We start from the raw sequence: 20,277 nt of genomic DNA on the forward strand, positions 1-20,277 counted from the left end.
GTTATGACCCACGGAAAGCGGATTCAGGCGGCCAGCGCCGGATAGACGGTCAGCGCGGTGCCGCCGAAGATGGCTTGCTGTGCATCGCTGGGCAACATCGCGAGGCTGGCGCGTGCATCGGCGAGCAGTTGCGGCAGCGCGCCTTCCGCAGCGGGAAAATTCGAGCCCCACGCGATACGGTGTGCACCGAAAGCGTCGAGCACGCGCGGGAAGAAGGCCGCCGGCGTCGATGCGCCACGCGACGCTTCCGCGATCGTGCGGTTCGTGAGCTTCAGATACACACCCTCGTGCGATGCAAGGCTGAACAGCGGCGCAGCCGCCTCATACGGCGCGCCGCCCGCGAGGTCGGGTCGCGCCAGGTGATCGAGCAACACGCGGATCTTCGGAAAGCGCGCAAGCATGTTCAGCAGCGCCGGAATGCCTTGCGCCGTCATTTGCAGACAGATCGACACCCCATGACGTTCCGCGTATTCCCACACCGGGAACGAGCGCTCGTCATCGAGCCAGCCCGCTTGCCCCGGCATCGTGCTGCCCGTCGTGAAGAGACGCAAACCGGAGAGGCCGGCGTCGAGCCAACGTTTCAGTTGCGTGACGGCGTCGTTCGCCAGCACGTCGATGGAGAACACGCCGGCGAAGCGATCCGGATGACTGCGCACCGCTTCCACGACATAACTATTGTCGTTGCCGTACACAGTCGATGCCTGCACGACCACGGCGCGGTCGATGCCGGCTTCGTCGAGCGAGGCCAGCAGGCCTTCGAAACTGACGGGGCGCTTCGCGGACCATTCCGATTGGTGGCCGCCCACCGGCGCGAGCGGAAAACGCTGTGTATCCGGGGAAATGGCGTGAGTGTGAGTGTCGATGACAACGGACATGAAGCGGCTCCAGGGATGTCTTTTTGCAATGGAATGGACGTCACTGTAAGCCGCTTGCGAGCGAATCCCTCAATATGAACTTTGCGCTTGGGCATAAATTCTGGTTAAGCTAAGGGTTTTCACATAGTGTTGAACGCCATGGCGAACCGCGAAGACGACCCATCAAATGACGATCTCACGCGCTTGCGCCGCTTGTTCCTGTTCGATGCCGTTTGCGAATCGGGTGGTATCGGACAGGCGGCGGCGCGCGCCGGACGCACCCAGCCCGCAGTGAGCGTCGCCATTGCCAAGCTGGAGGCAAGCTTCGGCGGACAACTGTTCGACCGCGGCTTCGGCGGCAGCGAACTGACGGTGGAAGGGCGCATCCTGCAACGGCGCACGCGGCGCATGCTCGATCAGATGGAGCGCGCGGTCGCGTCTTTGACCGGCCATGACGAACCTTCCCCGCAGAGCGCGACGATCTGCCGGCATCTCACCGATGCGCAGGTGCGTTGCCACATCGCCATTGCGCAGGCCGGCTCGGCGGCGGAGGCGGCGCAGCAGCTCGGCATCTCGCAGCCGGCCGTGCATCGCGCGGCGCGGCAGATCGAACAGACCGTCGGCGTGTCGCTCTATCGACGGCGCGTGCACAGCGTCGCGGCGAATCCAGCGGGCGTCGAATTCGCGCGGCGGCTCAGTCTCGCGCTGTATGAGATCGCGCAGGCCCGCGAAGATCTCGCCTATGCGCGCGGCCAGCGCACCGGGCGCGTGGCCATCGGCGTGTTGCCGTTGTTGCCGCCGCAGCTCGTCGCGCGCGTGATTCAACGGCTGCGCACACGTTATCCAGCGGCCCGCATCACCGTGGACGAAGGCTCGCACGCACCGCTGCTGCGCGATCTGCGCGCGGGTGGCATCGACATCATCGTCGGCGGCTTGCGCGAGCCCCGTCTCACCGGCGCGGTGCAGGAAACCGAGCTGTTCGCGGACCCGTATGTGGTCGCGGTGCGCAAGGGGCATAAGCTTGCGCGTCAGAAGTCGATCATGCCCAACCATCTCGCCGACTACGACTGGGTCGTACCGCAGCGCAATGTGCCGCGCCGCGCGGTGATCGACCGCCTCTTCGCGCGCCTGCCCGCCACGCCGCCGCTCGTCGTCGAAACAAGCTCGCTCGCGATGATGATCGCGATGCTCGTCGAGAGCGATTGCATTACCTTGCTGTCGCGTTCGCAGATACGTGAGGCCTATCCCGGCAGCGACATGGTCGCGCTCGAATTGACGACGCCCGAGGCGGATCGCGCAGTGGGCTACACGGTGCGAAGCGACTGGCTCGGTACCGCGGTCCAGCAGGCGTTCATCGAGTGCCTGCGGGAAGAATGCGCGCTGCCCGCGTAAGCGCGATCGTCCACGTGCCGCACCAAATCCGGCATATGCCTTTACTCAAAGGTTAACGCGTCGAGAAATTTATTCAATGGACGCTGCCGGGTCGCGATGAGACGATGCAAGCATCGAAAGCCGCAGACGACTTGCTGCAAGCCGCGTTGCAAGTCCGTGTCTTGAGCCACGAGCCCATGGATGTAGCGGTTGCAGCCTCACGAGCAGACAAGCACGGGCTTCGCACGATCGCACGCTGACGACTTGACACGTGCGCTCGCGGAGGCACTTGGCCTTCGCATCCCCATCACGCATCAACGCAGGATTCACTGCCCGACAAGGCGGTGAGGGGCACTCACGCCCGCAAAAAAAGAAGCCTGAAACAAGGCGCCATATTGGAGACAAGCCATGCATGCAAGCAAGCGCACGAGACCTTTACAGGATCATCGCGAGAGAGAGCGGAGCAGCACGCCGAAAGGCTGACAGACGGCTCCATGGCCGGCCAGGTCGCATGGACGGCGTGGGGAACGCAATACCGCACCTCATCGAAGAGATCCCATGATCGGGAAATTAATATTCGCTCTCGCCGCCTGTCAGTTCGCGGGCGTGGCTCACGCGCAATCCTATGTCACGCTGGCAGGCGTGGTAGACGGCGGCATTCGCTATACGCACACCGGACTGGGCAGCCAGTATTCGATGAACTCGAATGGCTTCTTCACCTCGAACCGGCTCGATTTCATCGGCAAGGAAGATCTCGGCGGCGGCTATAACGCGCACTTCAGGCTCGAAAGCGGCTTCAATCTCGGCAACGGCGCATACGACAACACGAATAACGTGGCGTTCAACCGGGGCGCGTATGTCGGCCTGGGCGGATGGTTCGGGTCGCTCGACTTCGGCCGCCAGTACACCATCGCGCATGATGTGATCTATGACTACGATCCCTTCAACTTCGAGTACCCCGGCATCACGCCGCTCACGCCCGCGACCGCGGGCACGCGCTTCAACAACGACGTCAAGTACAGCCGTACATATGGACCGTTCCGCTTCCGCGCGGAGAATTCCTTCGGCGGCGTAGCGGGCGATTTCAACGCGGGATCGGCGCGCGGCGTGGGCCTGCAATACAAAATGGGACCGGTGAACGTGGGCGGTGTCTATATCCATCGCTCGGTGCTCTCAGGCACGACCTATCAGCCGGACAACTACTACACGCTCGGCGCGGCACTCACCTTTGGTGACTTGCGGTTCGCTGGCGGCTACATGAACGATAACCTCGACGTGGCCGCGCCGAACCGCGACGTGCGCACGCTCAACTACTGGGGCGGCCTGACCTATCAGTTGACGCCGTACACACGCCTGGGCGCCGCGTACTACATCACGGACTTGCCGAATACGGGCGGCAAGCGCAGTCAGGGACTGGCGAGCATTGCCTATTCGCTGTCGAAGCAGACCGTGCTTTACGCCGAATTCGACTACACGGAGTTCTCCGGCTCCTACATCACCAACAAGACCTTGAATGCAACCCAGCAGCCGCATCAGCTCGCGTTCACCGTGGGGATCAACCATGGCTTCTGATATGCCGATCAGCGCATCTACGGCGCTGGTTCTGCACGTTCCCTGTCGTTTCCATTATCCTGCTGCGTTATTCTTTGCCATCGCAGAACAACTGCGGCATAAGAATCACGCGGCAGCGGGATCAGAAAGCCGCACGCAGAACGACTAGCGCCGAAACGTGTCATCGTCCGATGCGCGGGGCGCATCGGAGACACTATGAGTCAGCTGGACTGGTATTTGAGCGTCAACATGAAGGCGCGTCATCTGCGCCTGCTCGTCGCCATTTATGACTTCCGCAACCTGCGGCAAGTGGCGTCGAATTCTTACATAACGGTTCCAGCGGTATCGAAGGCACTAGGCGAAATTGAAAGCGCGCTGGGCGTCAAACTCTTCGAACGCACCGTCAACGGCCTGCGTCCCACCGCCTATGGCGAATGCGTGGTGCGGCACGCCCGCGCCGTGCTGAGCAGCCTGAACCAGACTGCCGAAGAGATCAAGGCGCTGCAGACCGGCAGCGCCGGCAAGGTGCACGTGGGCGCACTGCCGACGCTCATTTCCACCCTCATGCCCCGCGCCCTCGCGCGCCTGAAACAGGAAGCGCCGCAGACCAACGTCTCGATCCTCGAAGGCCGCATGAACGCCTTGTTGCAGGACTTGCGGCGCGGCGACCTCGACATGATCGTGGGCCGCCTGCCGAATCGCGCGGACACCGTGGGCCTGCATGAACGCGCGCTCATCAACACGCCGATCAAGCTCGTCACGGGCGTGCAGCATCCGCTCGCAAGCCGAAGCACCGTGCAATGGTCGGACCTGAAAGACTATCCGTGGATCCTGCCGCCTTCGGGTTCGCTGCTGCGCGAGCCGATCGAAAACACGCTGGCGCGCCATGGCCTGCCGATGCCGTCGAACACCATCGAGACCCTTTCGACGCACTTGATCCGCGCCTATATCCAGATCAACGACGCGATTGCGCTGCATACCGTGGACATGATCTATCCCGATTCGGGTGCCAGCCCGTTTCATGTGCTGCCGCTCGACATGAACCTCGCGACGCGTCCGCTGGGCGTGATCTGGCGCGCCGACAAGCCGCTCGCGCCGAGCGCCATGCTGCTGCTGCAATGTCTCGAACGCGAATGTCCGCCGACCGATGTCAGGGATGAAGCCGACCTTGCCGCGATGGCGGAGCATGCCGGGTCCGGTCAAGGGGCTTAACCGGAAGGTTAAGGCATCTGCCCTTTTATTCAATGGACTGGACACGCATGCGGCGCGATGATGGCTTCATCGAACTCGCATCAAGAGCGCGTTGACGCGCCGGCGACTGACCGAACAGGAGACAGACGGATGCCCATCCCCATGATGAGCGTATGGCGTCGCGCGGCCGCATGGTGCGGCACGGCGGCGCGCAACACGATGGAACTCGCGCGGGCGTGGCCCGGACAGTTCCCGGTGTTAATCCACATCTTCGGCATGGACGATCTGAGCCAGCCGCGACGCTAGCCTTCGCTGTCCGAAGGCGCTTCCTGTTCCCGTCATCCAGCGTTCATCTCCGCCGCGCGCATGCGCGGCCGGTCTCCATATGCCTGCGCGCACTGCCAATACACGACGATACAAACTATAAAAAGGAGATCCTGCATGACAGGCCGACGTACCTTTCTGAAAGACGCGCTCATCACCGGCACGGCGGCGGCGCTCGTCAAGCCTGCGGTGGCCACGCCGACATCCAGTGCGCCTCAGCGGTCTTCGGTGAGCCGGCCCTCGTCGGCGCTAATTGCGGCGGAAGCGCAAAGCGATGTCGTTGCACCGTCGCTCGACGAAGCGCCTGCCACGGATGCCGCGCACATCGGCAATCCCGGTTCCGACTTCATGGTGGATTTGCTGCGCATCGCGGGCATCGACTATGTCTCGACGATGCCCGGTTCGACCTTTCGCGGTCTGCACGAGTCGATCGTGAACTACGCGGGCGACACGCATCCGCAGATGATCGTATGCACCCACGAGGAAGCGTCGGCGGCGATTGCGCACGGCTACGCGAAAGTCGCGGGCAAGCCCATGGCCTGTCTCGTGCACAGCACGGTGGGCTTGCAGCATGCGTCGATGGCGCTCTACAACGCATGGTGCGATCACGTGCCGATGGTGGTCATCGCCGGCAATATCGCCGACGCAACGAAGCGCCGGCCCGGTGTCGAGTGGTATCACACGGCGCAGGACCTCGGTGCACTGGTGCGCGACTACACCAAGTACGACGACTATCCGGTGTCGCTCCAGCATTACGCCGAATCGTTCATGCGCGCCTGCACGATGTCCGTCACGCCGCCGATGGCGCCCGTGCTGATCGTCGCGGATGCCGAGTTGCAGGAGCAGCCCATTGCGGACCCGCATGACATCGCGGTGCCGCCGCTGCGCCAGGCGTCGCCACCCGCCGCAAGCGCGGATGCCTTGCAAGCCGCCGCCACGATGCTGTGCGCGGCGAAGGCGCCCGTGATCGTCGCGGATCGCGCGGTGCGCACGCAAGCGGGCCTGGAGTCGCTGGTCGCGCTCGCTGAATCGCTCAATGCGCCGGTGATCGACCTGCTCGGCCGCATGAACTTTCCCACACGGCACACCCTCAATCATTCGTCGATGCAGGCGCGCCTGCTGGCCGATGCGGACGTAATCCTCGCGCTCGAAGTAGGCGATGTCTGGGGACTGACGCAAAGCGTGCCGGATACGATCGGCCGCACATCGAAGCGGCGTGCGAAGCCGGACGTGCGTGTCATCAGCATCTCGACGTCCTATCTCTGCGGCAAGTCGAACATGCAGGATGCGGAGCGTTATTACGCTTCGACCTCGCCCATCGGCGCGGATGCCGAGGCGTCGATGCCCGCGTTGACACAGGCTGTCCGTTCGACGATGACAGCCGCACAACGCACGGCCGTCGAAGCGCGCGCGGCGACGCTGCGCGCCTCGCATGACAGCATGCAGCACGCCGCCCGGGAAGCCGCCACGCGCGCATGGGACGGCACGCCGGTCAGCACGGCGCGTCTCGCGCAGGAAGTGTGGAACGTCATCCGCCATGACGACTGGGCGCTCGTTTCGCCGCCGGGCGCATGCAGCCAGTGGCCCAATCGCCTGTGGGACTTTACGAAGACGTATCAGTTCATCGGCGCGGGCGGGGGCTATGGCGTCGGCTATGCGGCACCCGCCGCCGTGGGCGCGGCGATCGCGCATCGCGACGCCGGGCGCATCGCCGTCAGCATCCAGACCGACGGCGACTTGATGGTGCTGCCCGGCGTGCTGTGGACGGCGGCACATCATCAAGTGCCCTTGCTGATGGTGATGCACAACAACCGCGCGTGGCATCAGGAGACCATGCATATCCAGCGCATGGCGGGACGGCGCGATCGTCATCCGGAGCGCGGGCGTATCGGCACCGTGTTGCAGGATCCTCCGATCGATTACGCGTCGATGGCGAAGAGCATGGGTGTGTGGGCGGAAGGCCCGATCTCCAATCCCGCCGATCTCGGGCCGGCCCTGACACGCGCGATGGCGCAGGTCAGAAGCGGCAAGCCCGCGCTGCTCGACGTGCTGACTCAACCTCGATGACGATTGCCGCGATGACCCCCTATTCACGTTCGCTGATCGCGGCGCTTGCGTTCATCGTGCTCGCCAAGCCGGAAGCACACGCCGATGCTCGCGCCGATATTGAAACCGGCCGTGCGCTCTTCATGCAGAAGGGTTGCTACGAATGTCATGGCGTGCTGGGACAAGGCAGCGCATCGACCGGGCCGGCGCTCGCGCCGCATCCCATCGCGTTGTCGGCGATGCAGGCGTCTGTGCACGATCCCAAGGGCGAAATGCCGGTCTACAGCAAGCGGATTCTCTCCGATGACGAGATCGCCCGCATCCACGCCTATCTCGCTTCCTTGCCGCCGAATCCGTCAGCCGAGCGCATCGCGCTGCTCAACGACGGCGCGGCGCCGACGCCGCAAGCCTCGGTGGCACCGGGACACGGCTCAACCATTTACGCGGCGAATTGCGCGGCATGTCATGGCGCGGGCGGCGAAGGCGGTGTGGGACCGGCGCTGCGCGGCATCGCGAGCCGCTATGGAACGAGCGACATCGAAGCGCGCATTCGCGAACCCTCCGGCATCATGCCGCGCCGGTATCCGCACGTCCTGAACGATGACGACGTGCGCGACGTGGCGCGCTATGTTGCGCAGTTGCGCTGACAGACACGCACATGGTCGGATCCCGAAGCATTTACCAATTGGTTAACGCACCTACGGGTTATTTCAATAGACGGGAAAGACACGCTATTCGATGATCTTTTGACCGGATCGCTGGACGGTCCCCGAACATCATTCGAATCCAACAGGAGACCCCGTTGACCAGGAAAGTCCCGCTCAAGATCGCCATTGCCCAGTACCCGCATACGTCGGCCATTCGCAACGGCTCGATTCCCATTGAAGGCGTCGATGCGGAGATCGTCACCGTCAAGCCGCAGATCGGCGCGTTTCGCCGCATGGTGCGCGATGTCGAGTTCGACGTGTGCGAGCTGGCGCCGACCACCTACATCATCGCGCGAGCCTATGGCGCGCCGTTCGTCGCGCTGCCCATCTTCGTCATGCGGCGCTTTCATCATGGCGGCCTGCTCGTGCGCCCCGATGCGGGCATCGCTACACCCAAGGATCTCGAAGGCAAGAAGGTCGGCGTGCGCGCGTATTCCGTCACGACCGGCGTATGGACGCGCCAGGTGCTGATCGACGAGTTCGGTCTTGATTCGTCGAAGGTCACCTGGGTCGTCGACGACGAAGAACACGTCACGCAACTCGAGCTTCCGTCGAATGTGATTCACGCGCCGCAGGGCAAGTCGCTGGCGGACCTGATGGCGTCGGGCGAACTCGCGGCGGGTTTTGCCGCGAATGCCGGCATCGGTCGCACCGGCAATCCGAACGGTGGCTGGCAGGAAGTGGAAGCCGACTATCCCCACCTGCTGCCGAACGCGGCCGAACTCGAAGCCGACTACTACCGCCGCACGGGCGTGTATCCGATGCACGGCACGATCGTCGTGAAGGATTCGGTGCTTGCCGAGCATCCGTGGGTGGCGAAGTCGCTCTACGACGCATTCGAGCAGGCCAAGCAAGCATGGCTCGCCGATCTCGACACCAACGACCCCACCAACGCCAGCGACAAGACGTATCTCGAACTGCGCAAGATCGTCGGGCACGATCCGTTGCCGTACGGAATCGACGCGAATCGCAAGACGATCGAGGCACTGGAAGCGACCGCCTTCGAGCAGCGGCTCACGCCGCGCCGGATGTCGATGGACGAGCTGTTCGTCGATCCGCTTGCCTGATCCAAAGCCCCCACCGAATAACCATTCAATCGAATCAAAGAACGACTCATGGCATCCATCGTTGATATTCATCCGCACATCATCTGCGACGATACAGCGCGCTATCCCGTCGCGCCGCTGGGCGGCAAGCGTTCCGACTGGTCGAAGGAACGTCCTTCCACGGTCGAATCGTTGATCGCGGCAATGCACGAGGCCGGCGTGGCGAAGGCCGCCGTCGTGCATTCATCGACCACATATGGCTTCGACAACAGCTACGTGCTCGATGCGTGCGCGGCTTATGCAGACCGTCTCGTTGCAGTGGGTTCCGTCGACGTGACGCTGCCCGATGCGCCCCGCACCATTCGCGCCTGCGTGGAGCGCGGCCTTGCGGGCCTGCGCATGTTCACGGGCGGCAGCACGAAGGATTTCGATCCGCGCGAACTCGAAGATCCGCGCGCGTGGCCCGCCTGGGAAACCTGTGCGGAACTGAATCTGCCGATGTGCATCCAGACAGGTCCGATTGGCCTGCCGCAGGTTGCCGATCTGGCGCGGCGTTTCCCGAACGTGAAGATCATTCTCGATCACCTCGGCCGCCCCGACGTGACGGACGGCGCGCCTTACGCAAAGGCGCAGACCATGTTCGATCTCGCACCGCTCACGAACATCTACATGAAGCTGACGCCGCGCATCTTCGACGACATGCAGAAGGGCGCAGCGAATGCAGAGACTTTCTTCCCGCGCCTGATTGAAGTGTTCGGCGCGCAGCGTCTGGCATGGGGTTCGAACTTCCCGAGTTCGACAGGCACGTTGCCCGAGATTCTCGCGACGGCCGAAGCGGGCCTGCGCTGCCTGAACGACGACGACCGCGCGTGGATCTTCGGCAAGACGGCGCAGCAGTTGTATCCGGCGCTGGCCTGAGCGGCGTGGCGACAGATATCCAGTGAACGAAGCATGAGGAACAACCAGATGGCGACGATTCAAACCGACCTGCCGACGCTGCGGGTGAACCTGGCCGACTACGCGGCAACGAAGGCGATGAGAGACGGCCGCGTGTCGTCGAGCGTGGTTAATCTCGACTACTGCGGCCCGGCGCGCGCGCACGACGGCTTCAAGCCGATGCTGCGCGAGAATGCCTTCGATGCCGGCGAACTGGCCATCGTCACGTATCTGCAAGCGAAGGCTTACGGCAAGCCTTACGTGCTGCTTCCGGCGCCGATCTCGGGACGCTTCCAGCATCATTGCGCGGGCTATAACGGTGAGCTGGGTCATCTCGACCCGAAGGACATCGAGGGCAAGCGGGTCGGCGTGCGCACCTATGCGCAGACCACAGGCCTGTGGATTCGCGGCATCCTGCGTCATGAATACGGCGTCGATCTCGACAAGGTCAAGTGGATGACGCAAGGCGAAGGGCATCTCGCCGAGTACACGGACCCGGCCAATTGCCAGCGGCTACCGAAGGGATCGTCGGTCGGGCAGATGATGCTGGACGGCGAACTCGCGGCGGTGCTGGCGGGCGAGGACATGCCGAAGGACCCGCGCGTGAAGACCCTGGTGCCCGATGCCCAGGCCGTCGCAAAGGACTGGTTCGCGCGCGAAGGCGTGGTGCCGATCAATCATATGTTCGTCGTGCATGCGAGGCTGTCGAAGGAGCGGCCGGACATCGTGCGCGAGTTGTACCGGATGATCGTGGAGAGCCGCGCACTGGGCGAGGGCGTGCCTGCCGTGATCCCGCCGTTCGGGCTGGACGCGAACCGCAAGGGCATCCAGCTCGCCATCGACTGGGCGCTCGACCAGAAGATCATCCCGCGCCGCTTTTCCGTGGACGAGCTGTTCGACGAGGTGACCGGCAGCCTCGGATAGACCCGCGCACGGGCGCGCAGTGATAATAAAAAATCAGACGGAGACGAAGTGATGGAGACTATTCGAAGAGCAGCGCGCCTCGAGAACCGTTGGGGCATCGTATTCCTGCTCGCCTTTGGCCTGATGATCGCGTTCATGGATCGCACTAGCATGTCGGCCGCGCTCGCGGATCATCATTTCGTCCAGCATTTCACGCTCACGTCGGTGCAGCGCGGCTGGCTGGGCTCATCGGTGTTCTGGGCCTACGGGCTGTTGCAACTGCCGATGGGCTGGCTCGTCGACCGCTACGGCGTCAAATGGCCTTACGCAATCTGCTTCCTGCTGTGGTGCATCGCGGCGGCGGTTACCGGGATCGTCACCACGCTGTCGGCGCTCATCATCGTGCGGGTGCTGATCGGCGCGGCGGAAGCGGTGGTCGTGCCGGCGACCTATCGGTATATTGCCAATCGCTTCGAGGAAACGCAGAAGGGAACGGCGCTCGGCATCTATTCGGTCGGCGGCAAGATGGGTCCGGCCCTCGGTGCGCCGGCCGCTGCGTGGCTGATCGCGGGCACGTCATGGAAGATGATGTTCATCGTGACGGGTCTCGCGGGGCTGGTGTGGCTCTTGCCCTGGCTGCTGATGGTGCGCAACGACTTCCCCGACGCGACAGAACTCGCATCGAGAAAGCAGCGCGCCGCCTCAGTGCCGCTGCGCAATCTGCTGGCGAGCCCAGTGGTGTGGGGCGGCTTGCTGACCAACTTCTGCTACGCCTATTTCGCGTTCTATTGCATGACGTGGATGCCTGCGTATCTGGTGGAGCAGCGGGGGCTTTCATTGCAGCAGTCGGGCTTGTACACGGCCTTCAGCTTCTGCGGCGTGGCTGTTACGGCTGCGCTCAGCGGCTGGCTGGCGGACCGGCTGATTGCCCGCGGTCACGATGCCGTCGTGGTGCGCAAGTCGTTCATGGTGGTCGGCTTCATCGGCGGCATGACGGTGCTGTTCGGGGCCTACGCGCCGAGCGTGCAGATGGCGCTGTTCTGGAACGTGTTGTCGTTGACCCTGGTGGGTCTCGTCACGACGAACAACCTCGCGCTCGTCAAGCTCACTTTGATTCCGAAGCAGGCGGTGGGCTTGAACACCGGCTTGCAGCAGGTGGCGACGAGCCTCGCCGGCGGCGTGTCCGCCAGTCTCTCGGGCTGGCTGCTGCATGTGGGGCATAGCTACACGCTGCCGATGATGGCTGTTTTCGTGTTCCTGCTGGTCGGCGCAATGAGCACGATTGTGCTCATGCGGCGCAAGTGGGCGCCGAAAGTGAATGGCGTCAAAAAAGAGGCTTCCGAGCGCGAGGCCGTGCCGCCGGCGGCGATGAGTCAAGGGGTGCGTTGAGCGCTTGTTCCCGCCAGAACTGTGGGACTGGCCGCGTCCCTCGCGCTGATTGAAGCGCACCTGGAATTTCGGAGACGTTTTTGCTGGAGTTACGCTGCCATCGGCATTCCAGCGATTCGTTCATAGTAGCGGGCTTCCGCTTCGGCCGGTGGGATGTTGCCGATCGGCTCAAGCAGGCGTCGGTGATTAAACCAGTCCACCCATTCAAGCGTGGCGAGTTCAACCGCCTGCACGTTACGCCATGGTCCGCGACGATGAATAACTTCTGCCTTGTAAAGGCCGTTGATCGTTTCGGCGAGTGCGTTATCGTATGAATCTCCGACGCTGCCGACTGACGGTTCGATTCCTGCTTCGGCTAGACGCTCCGTATACCGAATTGAAACGTATTGCGACCCGCGGTCCGAATGATGTACCAAACGGTTACTTTCGGCTGGTCGGCGCTCATGTACCGCCTGCTCCAGCGCGTCCAACACGAAGTCAGTACGCGCTGAGCTTGACACTCTCCAGCCTACGATGCGTCGCGCGAACACATCAACGATGAAGGCAACATAAGCGAAGCCTTGCCAGGTGGCCACGAAGGTGAAATCTGACACCCACAGCGCGTTCGGCCTTGACGCTTTGAACTGCCGCTGGACGTGATCAAGCGGGCACGGTGTGTTTCGCTCGCTGACGGTGGTTCGAATCGATCTGCCGCGCCGCACACCTTGCAGCCCGAGCCGCTTCATCAGTCGCTCGACAGTACACCGTGCGAGCTTGAATCCTTCGCGCAATAGCTGCCGCCAAACCTTGCGCGCACCATATACCCGAAAGTTCTCTTCCCATACACGCCGGATATGCTGACACAGCAGTGCATCGCGCTGCGCGCGCGGCGGCAGCCGACGCGGATCAGCGCGTCGAGACGAATGAAGGTAATACGTCGACGGGGCGATCGGCAGCACCCTGCAGATCGGCTCGACCCCATACGCCGACCGGTGATCGTCAATGAAGGCAATCATCACTTCGGTCGGCGGTCGAGCTCCGCCTGTGCGAAATATGCCGAGGCCTTGCGCAGGATTTCATTGGCCTGACGCAGTTCCCGGACTTCACGTTCAAGCTCGCGGATGCGGTCCTGCTCCTGCGTCTTGGGGCCCGCGCGCAGACCACGATCGCTCTCAGCCTGACGAACCCAGTTTCTTAACGTTTCGCGTGAGCAACCCATCTTGGCGGCAATCGACTGGATTGCTTCCCATTGCGTCGCGTACTCCGCACGATGCTCGAACACCATACGAACCGCGCGCTCACGCACTTCCGCCGAATATTTCGGCGCCGTCTTCCGTTTTGCTTTGTCGAGGTTTTCCATGACTCTATTCTCTCAGGAGTAAAGGTCTCCGGAAAACCCGGTGCGCTTCAATGCTGACCGAGCTGATTTGCTCGGACGTGCCACCGTGTTCGCCCAGGTAGGCCGCAAAGCGTTCAATCGTGCTGGCATCCTTGCCGGTCGTGACGAACACGACCCGCCGCGCTCGCATATCGGCGACCAGCGTCAGATACTCATGACCGCGCCGATACGAGGTTTCGTCAATCGCCACTGCCTTCACCTCAGACAGGTCAGCCCCCGCGAGTGCCAGCTCCACATACCGCGAACAGATGGCGTGTACTCGATGCCACGACAGGTTGACCGCACGCGCGACAGCGGCAAACGGCATCTGCTGGGCGAGCATCAGTACGAGTGCCTCGAACAGCAGCGTAAAGCCGCTGAGTTGACCGACCCAATCAGGTTCGACCAACCGCACACGCGGCACCCGCACTTCCAGAAAACATTCGTGTTGAAAGAAATTCAGGTGACGCAGACGCTTGATTTGCGTGTCGTGGTCAGGATGCTCACCGGCAACTCCAGCATAGGAAAACCGGGTGCCCGCGACGAAGTCCACGGCAATGGTGAGTTGACGCTGAGCGGCATCGAAGTCAACGCCTTGAACGTACCAGGGCGCGGTTATACCGAGAGCGGATTCGAACAGTTCATTCGTCATGGTTGCTTTGTCATGGCTCAGCTTATCAATTCTGGGCGCCTCAAGGATTCGCTTCGCCGGGCTTACGCCCGTCCTTGACCCGCCAACCCACCCACTCAAAACTCAAAAGAGGCGTTTTGTCGAGCATTGCGGTGACACCAAGATCGACGGTGACTTCCTACACTGAGCGAATGGCGGAAGTCTACCGAAGAGGTCTACGATGCAAATCGGCGCGCCAAAACAGTTTAGGCCTCGGCGATGGAAAAGAAAGCGACCGCGCCGGTAAGCTGTATCCCTTGATCATGAAGCGCCTGAGCGGCCGCCGCCGCCTCCTCAACCAGAGCGGCGTTTTGCTGGGTGACCTGATCCATTTGCGCGATGGCCTGATTCACTTGTTCGATGCCGCGACTTTGTTCGCCTGACGCCGCAGCAATTTCCTGCATGATGTCAGTCACTTTGGTCACAGCAGCGGTCACGTCAGCCATCGTCCGCCCCGCATCGCTTGCAAGGAGCGCTCCGTCCTGAACTTTTTGGACCGAGTTCTCGATCAAGGTCTTGATGTCCTTGGCGGCGCTCGACGAGCGTTGAGCGAGTGTTCGGACCTCGCTGGCGACGACCGCAAAGCCGCGCCCTTGTTCGCCGGCACGCGCCGCTTCTACTGCCGCATTCAACGCCAAGATATTCGTCTGGAATGCGATGCCCTCAATGATTGCGGTGATGTTGGCGATCTCGGTCGAGCTGTCGCTGATGCCGTTCATCGTTTCAACCACGCGGCCAACCACTGCGTTTCCTCGTCGAGCGATGTCGAAAGCGTTGCCCGCGAGCGATGCCGCATGTGAGGCGCTTTCGGAGTTGCTTTTAACGGCCGAATTAAGTTGTTCCATGCTGGCAGCGGTTTCTTCCAGCGATGCAGCCTGCTCCTCGGTGCGTTGGCTGAGGTCAGTGTTGCCGGTGGCAATCTCCCTTGCAGCGCATTCGACAGCGGTGCTGCTTTCTCGTACTTGGCCGATTGTTGCGGTCAATCGATCATTCATCTGTTGGAGCGCCCGCAACAGCGACGCCGTCTCGTCGCGACCTGAAACATGCAAGGTCGTTCGTAAGTCGCCTTGCGCGACCGCGTTGGCAGTCCGAACCGCGCGCTTAAGAGGCTCGACAATCGAGCGCGTGATGGCCGCTGCTGCACCGATCGCCAGCAGAATGGCGGCGAGACAAACGCCGAGCTGGATATTGCGGGTCAAGACATACTGCTGATCATAATCGGCTGCGATCTCAGCTTCTTTTTGTCGCGTGAGCGCCGCATACTCGTCTGTGGCATGGGTCAGCTTGGCAAGCAAGGGGCGGCACTCTGCGTTCATTTTCGCAATCGCCGCGTCCCGACGACCTGCATTCTCAAGCTCCAAGATCGCAGTAGCGACAGGAGCATAAGCCTGCTCAATCTCATCAATACGACCAACGAGTGCGCGGGCCTGATCCGATGCATCGGGTCTCGCAACCAGCCGCTTGAGTTCCGTCAGATGTGCCTGAACGTCGGAATGGGCCGCGACGACATCTGTCTTCTCCAGTGCAAGATCAGACGCGGTGGTGACCAACACAATATTGCGCGCGGCGATGGCGCGTCGGTCGACCGCCGCGCGTAGTTGTGCGGCAACGTTTGCGCGAGCATTAACACCTTCCAAATAAGACTCGAATGCTTGTCGTGACTGATTGAGCGCGTAAATGGAGTTGATCGAAATACAGATCACTATGACAGTCAGAACAGAGAACGCACACGCCAGCTTACTTTTGACATTTAGATTGTGGAGCATCTTTTCTCTCAGGGAAAATACTTAATATAGGCGGTTATTTGCCACTTTCTCGCAATACGGCCCGCGGCCGTACCCGAATATGCTTAACGACCGATACCCTCTGAAGCTGATACTGAAAACTCGAAATTTGCTATTAGTTGAGCGATTTGTTGACAGTATTTCTTTCCGACAACATGTCCCTTTGCGTGCAATAGCAGATGCCGTCACGGGATGGCGACGCATTGGCTCAAGGAACCTGTGTTTCTCGCCGTTAAGCCGAAAGATATCGGAGGGTGCGTTCGTGCCGAATGACCCTTGTTTCCCACTCATGCATTTCGGAAAAAAGATGAAAAAAGGAACTTGGACAATCAAGGCAAAACTGGCCGCGTCATTCGGAACTCTGAGCCTGATCGTTCTTATGATCGCTGGTATGGCCCTTAGCTCGCTTAACGATGCGAACGCGCGATTCGAGGGATTTATCAACGGCATCAATGCTCGCGCGGAAATGGCCACGGCCATCCGCGCCGCAGTCGATGACCGCGCAGAGGCAGTACGCAATCTAGCGCTTGTCACGACACCTGCGGACATCGAGCTTGAGCACCAGGCTGTTCTGAAGGCAGAGCAGACAATCGAGGTTCGTCTCGTCGAATTCAATCGGATGGTTGCTGCCGCTACAGACATGCCTGCGCAAGCTCATGAGCTCGCCACTGAAATTCCTCGCATCGAACGGCTCTACCGGCCCGTCGCCCTTGAGATTGTCCGGCTTGCCATGGACGGTCAACGTGAGGCCGCCATCGCTGATATCAACAATAAATGTCGTCCGCTCTTGGCGGATCTTAAGCGCGCGACCAACGCCTACACCGATGCGACCCATGCGCGCGCGGTAGAGATGGTCAATGAGGCACAGGTTCGATTCGAGCATCAGCGCAATCTGCTGATAGCACTATCCATTGCAACCTTGTCGATCGCAATCTTTGCGGGTGCGATCATCACCCTCAGTATCTTGCGCGCGCTCGGCGCCGAGCCTGGCGTGCTGGCGAACATCGCGCAACGGGTTGCGAAGGGAAATCTACGCGCGATCGATGGTGCCCATAAATCAGCCGATGGAAGCGTGCTGTCGTCCATGCATACCATGCAGGGTAGTCTCGTCAAGATGATTGGTGAGGTCCGGTCAGCGGCGGACAATATCGCTTCCGGTTCAACTGAGATTGCCACGGGTAACATTGATTTATCGTCCCGAACCGAACAGCAAGCATCGGCGCTTCAGCAAACTGCGTCCAGCATGGATGAACTGACCTCGACGGTAAAGCAGAATTCCGAGAACGCGCAGCAGGCTAGCTCGCTTGCCGCTCACGCTTCAGAAATAGCGCATAAGGGCAATCAGGCTGTCGACCAGGTGATTCAGACGATGAGCACAATCAGTTCAAGCTCGTCGCAGATTTCTGCTATCACCAGCATCATCGAAGGTATTGCATTTCAGACCAACATTCTGGCACTTAATGCGGCCGTTGAAGCGGCTCGTGCAGGTGAGCAGGGCCGTGGTTTTGCAGTCGTAGCAGGTGAAGTGCGAACGCTCGCACAGCGTTCTTCAACCGCCGCAAAGGAGATCAAGGATCTCATTACCATGTCCGTTGCTCAAATCGCTGATGGCGCAGACCATGCGAACGACGCCGGCACGACTATGACCGAACTCACGCACGCCGTGAGACGCGTCACCGATATCATGGGGGAGATCGCCAGTGCTTCGTCTGAACAGAGTAAGGGAATTGAACAAGTCAACCTGGCTATTACGCAGATGGACGTCGTAACGCAACAGAACGCGGCGCTGGTCGAAGAAGCAGCCGCTGCTGCGCAGTCGCTGGATGGGCAGGGTCGAAAGCTCACGGATGCCGTATCGTTTTTTCATTGAGAGCAGTCATGGTGGAAAGTATGTGCTGCCTCCAAAGGTGTTATCCATCGCGTAACGACTGGCGTCGCTTCCTACAAAGCTACACTTGTCTCGCACTCACGGACGTGACGTTAACCGCCAACTACTTTTTAAGATTGGTGAGCTGATTGTGTACGAGCGGTACGCTTTTAGCGGGGGCGCGTCTCGGAGACGTAAATGGAACTTGATGCGCTCCCTGAGCTCTTATGGCCAAGAATGATGAATCGTATTTTTAGCCAGGCGTCTTGAGGCGTTCTTGCAGTGGAGTGCAGCGACTTAAGCTTTTGAGCCGGATATGACGCGCTAGGTAACTGCGACAAACGCGCCTCACGCTGCGCATTAAGCGCGGAGTGCTGGCGCAGTAGATGAGTGGGGTCCGACCGCTCACCCCGCAATGTAGAAGTCCTAACACGCGGTTGCGGCGAAATTCCGAGGTCTCAGCCCACGCGGGCTGCATTCAATTGTGCTTCAAACGCCAACCTTTGGATCGTGACCCATCGATCGATTGATCAAAGCCACTTTCAAACACCCATTTCCACGTCGGGTGCGATGGTGGTTCCTGTGGCGCCGCGTCAAGCCAATCGACGAATTCAATTATTTGGTCAGCATTGGCAAAGAAGCGCAAGCTTCCGATTACGACGTTATACAACGGAATGGATTGATCGACGACGAACAAGGTGAGCTTGCGAGCGTCGCCGACTTGCCAAACCGCACTCGCACCGAGTCCGGTTGGAAACGGTCGCATGGGTCGGTTGCCAGACATGTCGTTCACGCTGCAACCTTGGACATTGCCTGACGCATGACGGCAGCGAGCTCTGCCGCAACGAACTTCGACACATAAGCGTTGGCGCCAACCTTTCTGACGTGCTGCTCGTTCGCCGAGCCCGACAGCGACGAGTGGATGACAACTGGGATCATCTGCAGTCCAGCAGCAGCTTTGATCTTGCGGGTAAGCGTGAACCCGTCCATCTCCGGCATTTCGAGATCCGTCAGTACCAACGCGATGTCGTCCGTGACTTTCTTGCCTTCCTTAACTGCTTTCTCGCCTGCTTTCTCCAGCAGATCCCACGCCTCTTGTCCGGTCTTGGCCATGATGAAGGGTACCCCCATCGACTTCAAACTTTCTTCGATAAGGGCTCGCGCGACGCCGGAATCATCCGCGGCCAGCACCCGCGCACCAGGCGGCAGAGTAAGGCGGCCCGTATTCTGTTCGTTGATTTCTGGTTCACTGGCAGGCAGGGCATCGCGCAGAATTTGCTCAACGTCGAGCACCTGCGCGAGTCTACCGCCAGCGTGTGCGTCAAGTCGGGCTATGCTGGTCACGGTTTTGCCGCTCGAATGTCCTTCGGCCGAGAGGACGCGGTTCCACTCCAGGCGAACAATATCGTCGACCTCCTCCACAGCGAAGCCTTGGGTCGTGCGAGCGAACTCCGTCACCAGCAGGATGCGATTTCCTTCGCGCGGGGTACATCCGGTGACTCTCGCAAGGTCGATGACGGGGATGATTTCGCCACGAACATCCGCGACGCCAAGGATCTTGTCAGACGACCCTGCCAGTTCGGTGAGCTTGGGCATTGCGACGATTTCTCGAACTTTGAAGACATTGATTCCGTAGAGTTCGCGGGCGCCTGTACCGCGGGTAGCACCAAGGCGAAATAGCAACAACTCAAACATGTTGCTACCTGCCAAGCGCACCCGCTGTTCAATATCGTGTTGATCGTTGTTCATGTTTTTACCGTCCGGTTTGGTTTGTCGATCCCTAAGATATCGGCACACGAAAACGTTTCTAGAGCGCGGCTTTCGCTTTGAAGCTTCAGCATCACAGGGAGAAGTAACTTTATCTGGATAGCAGAGATCGCGAAAGATTGATAACGATACCTGCTTCGGGAACAGTTTGAGTCGTCCGTTAGCAGGGGAAATGCCTTCCATAGTCAACCAATACTTTTCAGCCGTCGCTGGCCGATCCTCTTTCCGTGTCGCCACGGTGTTATTTAAGAAGTGCCCCTTGTTATTAAAGTACCAAAGCGTAGTTTTTCAAATTTTGGAAGGGGGGCTTATGGATGCCGCTGACTTTATGTAGCGGAGGTTGCGTGAAGATGTAACGTAGATAGCGGAGGGCGCTGCGAAGTGATTAAAGCAAAAAAAGGGCGCACCGAAGCGCGCCCTAACCGAGGGTTGGACCTGAGAGTGCCCAACCAGTGTTTGTATAACGACGCGATGCTGTCAAACTTTAGGACTGGGAGCGGAACGCCCGACTGTA

General features: G+C 60.7%; 16 protein-coding genes, 1 pseudogene and 1 other annotated feature. Of the genes and pseudogenes, 11 read left to right on the forward strand and 6 right to left on the reverse strand.

Annotation, left to right across the window (positions count from 1 at the left end):
- Positions 1 to 23: 23 nt before the first annotated feature.
- Positions 24 to 875: an amidohydrolase family protein gene (locus tag ACYQ47_RS16690; protein ID WP_459906062.1), complete on the reverse strand. Its 852-nt coding sequence runs from the start codon at positions 873 to 875 to the stop codon at positions 24 to 26.
- Between the two features lie 138 nt (positions 876 to 1,013).
- Between ACYQ47_RS16690 and ACYQ47_RS16695 the strand changes: the two genes are divergently transcribed.
- From ACYQ47_RS16695 to ACYQ47_RS16740, 10 genes are all read left to right on the forward strand, one after another.
- Positions 1,014 to 2,246: a LysR family transcriptional regulator gene (locus ACYQ47_RS16695; RefSeq protein WP_459906063.1), complete on the forward strand. Its 1,233-nt coding sequence runs from the start codon at positions 1,014 to 1,016 to the stop codon at positions 2,244 to 2,246.
- A 537-nt stretch (positions 2,247 to 2,783) separates the two neighbouring features.
- Positions 2,784 to 3,797: a porin gene (locus ACYQ47_RS16700; protein WP_459906064.1), complete on the forward strand. Its 1,014-nt coding sequence runs from the start codon at positions 2,784 to 2,786 to the stop codon at positions 3,795 to 3,797.
- A gap of 195 nt (positions 3,798 to 3,992) precedes the next feature.
- Positions 3,993 to 4,988 (forward strand): LysR substrate-binding domain-containing protein, encoded by a 996-nt coding sequence (locus tag ACYQ47_RS16705; RefSeq protein WP_459906065.1) that lies wholly within the window; start codon positions 3,993 to 3,995, stop codon positions 4,986 to 4,988.
- A 129-nt stretch (positions 4,989 to 5,117) separates the two neighbouring features.
- Positions 5,118 to 5,273: a hypothetical protein gene (locus ACYQ47_RS16710; protein WP_250469741.1), complete on the forward strand. Its 156-nt coding sequence runs from the start codon at positions 5,118 to 5,120 to the stop codon at positions 5,271 to 5,273.
- A 135-nt stretch (positions 5,274 to 5,408) separates the two neighbouring features.
- Positions 5,409 to 7,358: a thiamine pyrophosphate-binding protein gene (locus tag ACYQ47_RS16715; protein WP_459906066.1), complete on the forward strand. Its 1,950-nt coding sequence runs from the start codon at positions 5,409 to 5,411 to the stop codon at positions 7,356 to 7,358.
- A gap of 11 nt (positions 7,359 to 7,369) precedes the next feature.
- Positions 7,370 to 7,984 (forward strand): c-type cytochrome, encoded by a 615-nt coding sequence (locus ACYQ47_RS16720; RefSeq protein ID WP_459906067.1) that lies wholly within the window; start codon positions 7,370 to 7,372, stop codon positions 7,982 to 7,984.
- 155 nt (positions 7,985 to 8,139) lie between these two features.
- Positions 8,140 to 9,111 carry an ABC transporter substrate-binding protein gene (locus ACYQ47_RS16725; protein WP_459906068.1) on the forward strand — a complete coding sequence of 324 codons (972 nt, stop codon included), beginning with the start codon at positions 8,140 to 8,142 and terminating at the stop codon, positions 9,109 to 9,111.
- Between the two features lie 48 nt (positions 9,112 to 9,159).
- Positions 9,160 to 10,008 carry an amidohydrolase family protein gene (locus ACYQ47_RS16730; protein ID WP_459906069.1) on the forward strand — a complete coding sequence of 283 codons (849 nt, stop codon included), beginning with the start codon at positions 9,160 to 9,162 and terminating at the stop codon, positions 10,006 to 10,008.
- Between the two features lie 48 nt (positions 10,009 to 10,056).
- A complete protein-coding gene (locus ACYQ47_RS16735) occupies positions 10,057 to 10,950 on the forward strand; it encodes a type 2 periplasmic-binding domain-containing protein (protein ID WP_459906070.1) in 894 nt (297 codons plus the stop codon).
- Positions 10,951 to 11,001: 51 nt separating this feature from the next.
- A complete protein-coding gene (locus ACYQ47_RS16740; protein ID WP_459906071.1) occupies positions 11,002 to 12,318 on the forward strand; it encodes an MFS transporter in 1,317 nt (438 codons plus the stop codon).
- A gap of 89 nt (positions 12,319 to 12,407) precedes the next feature.
- Here the strand turns inward: ACYQ47_RS16740 and ACYQ47_RS16745 are convergent.
- From ACYQ47_RS16745 to ACYQ47_RS16755, 3 genes and pseudogenes are all read right to left on the reverse strand, one after another.
- Positions 12,408 to 13,657, reverse strand: a protein-coding gene (locus ACYQ47_RS16745) for an IS3 family transposase (RefSeq protein WP_459906072.1) whose coding sequence is annotated in 2 segments (ribosomal slippage) — positions 12,408 to 13,342 and positions 13,342 to 13,657 — 1,251 coding nt in all. Because the reading frame shifts where the segments join, the coding sequence is not laid out codon by codon here.
- Positions 13,239 to 13,355: a sequence feature (AL1L pseudoknot), on the reverse strand. (Overlaps the previous gene by 117 nt.)
- Positions 13,658 to 13,688: 31 nt before the next feature.
- A pseudogene (locus ACYQ47_RS16750) lies at positions 13,689 to 14,327 on the reverse strand (helix-turn-helix domain-containing protein); the annotation flags it as partial.
- Between the two features lie 224 nt (positions 14,328 to 14,551).
- Complete coding sequence (locus ACYQ47_RS16755) at positions 14,552 to 16,111, reverse strand: methyl-accepting chemotaxis protein (RefSeq protein WP_459906073.1); 1,560 nt, start codon at positions 16,109 to 16,111, stop codon at positions 14,552 to 14,554.
- 325 nt (positions 16,112 to 16,436) lie between these two features.
- Here ACYQ47_RS16755 and ACYQ47_RS16760 point away from each other — a divergent pair, with 325 nt between their 5' ends.
- Positions 16,437 to 17,999, forward strand: coding sequence for a methyl-accepting chemotaxis protein (locus ACYQ47_RS16760; protein WP_459906504.1), 1,563 nt, complete (start codon positions 16,437 to 16,439; stop codon positions 17,997 to 17,999).
- Positions 18,000 to 18,474: 475 nt separating this feature from the next.
- On the opposite strand, the gene ACYQ47_RS16765 is transcribed toward ACYQ47_RS16760, so the two are convergent.
- Complete coding sequence (locus ACYQ47_RS16765; protein ID WP_250470214.1) at positions 18,475 to 18,789, reverse strand: hypothetical protein; 315 nt, start codon at positions 18,787 to 18,789, stop codon at positions 18,475 to 18,477.
- On the reverse strand, positions 18,786 to 19,745 hold the full coding sequence (locus tag ACYQ47_RS16770; RefSeq protein WP_244832080.1) for a chemotaxis protein: 960 nt from the start codon (positions 19,743 to 19,745) through the stop codon (positions 18,786 to 18,788). Before ACYQ47_RS16770 ends, ACYQ47_RS16765 begins: the two co-directional genes overlap by 4 nt.
- Positions 19,746 to 20,277: the final 532 nt, after the last annotated feature.

The sequence above is a fragment of the Caballeronia sp. HLA56 genome, assembly GCF_054655155.1.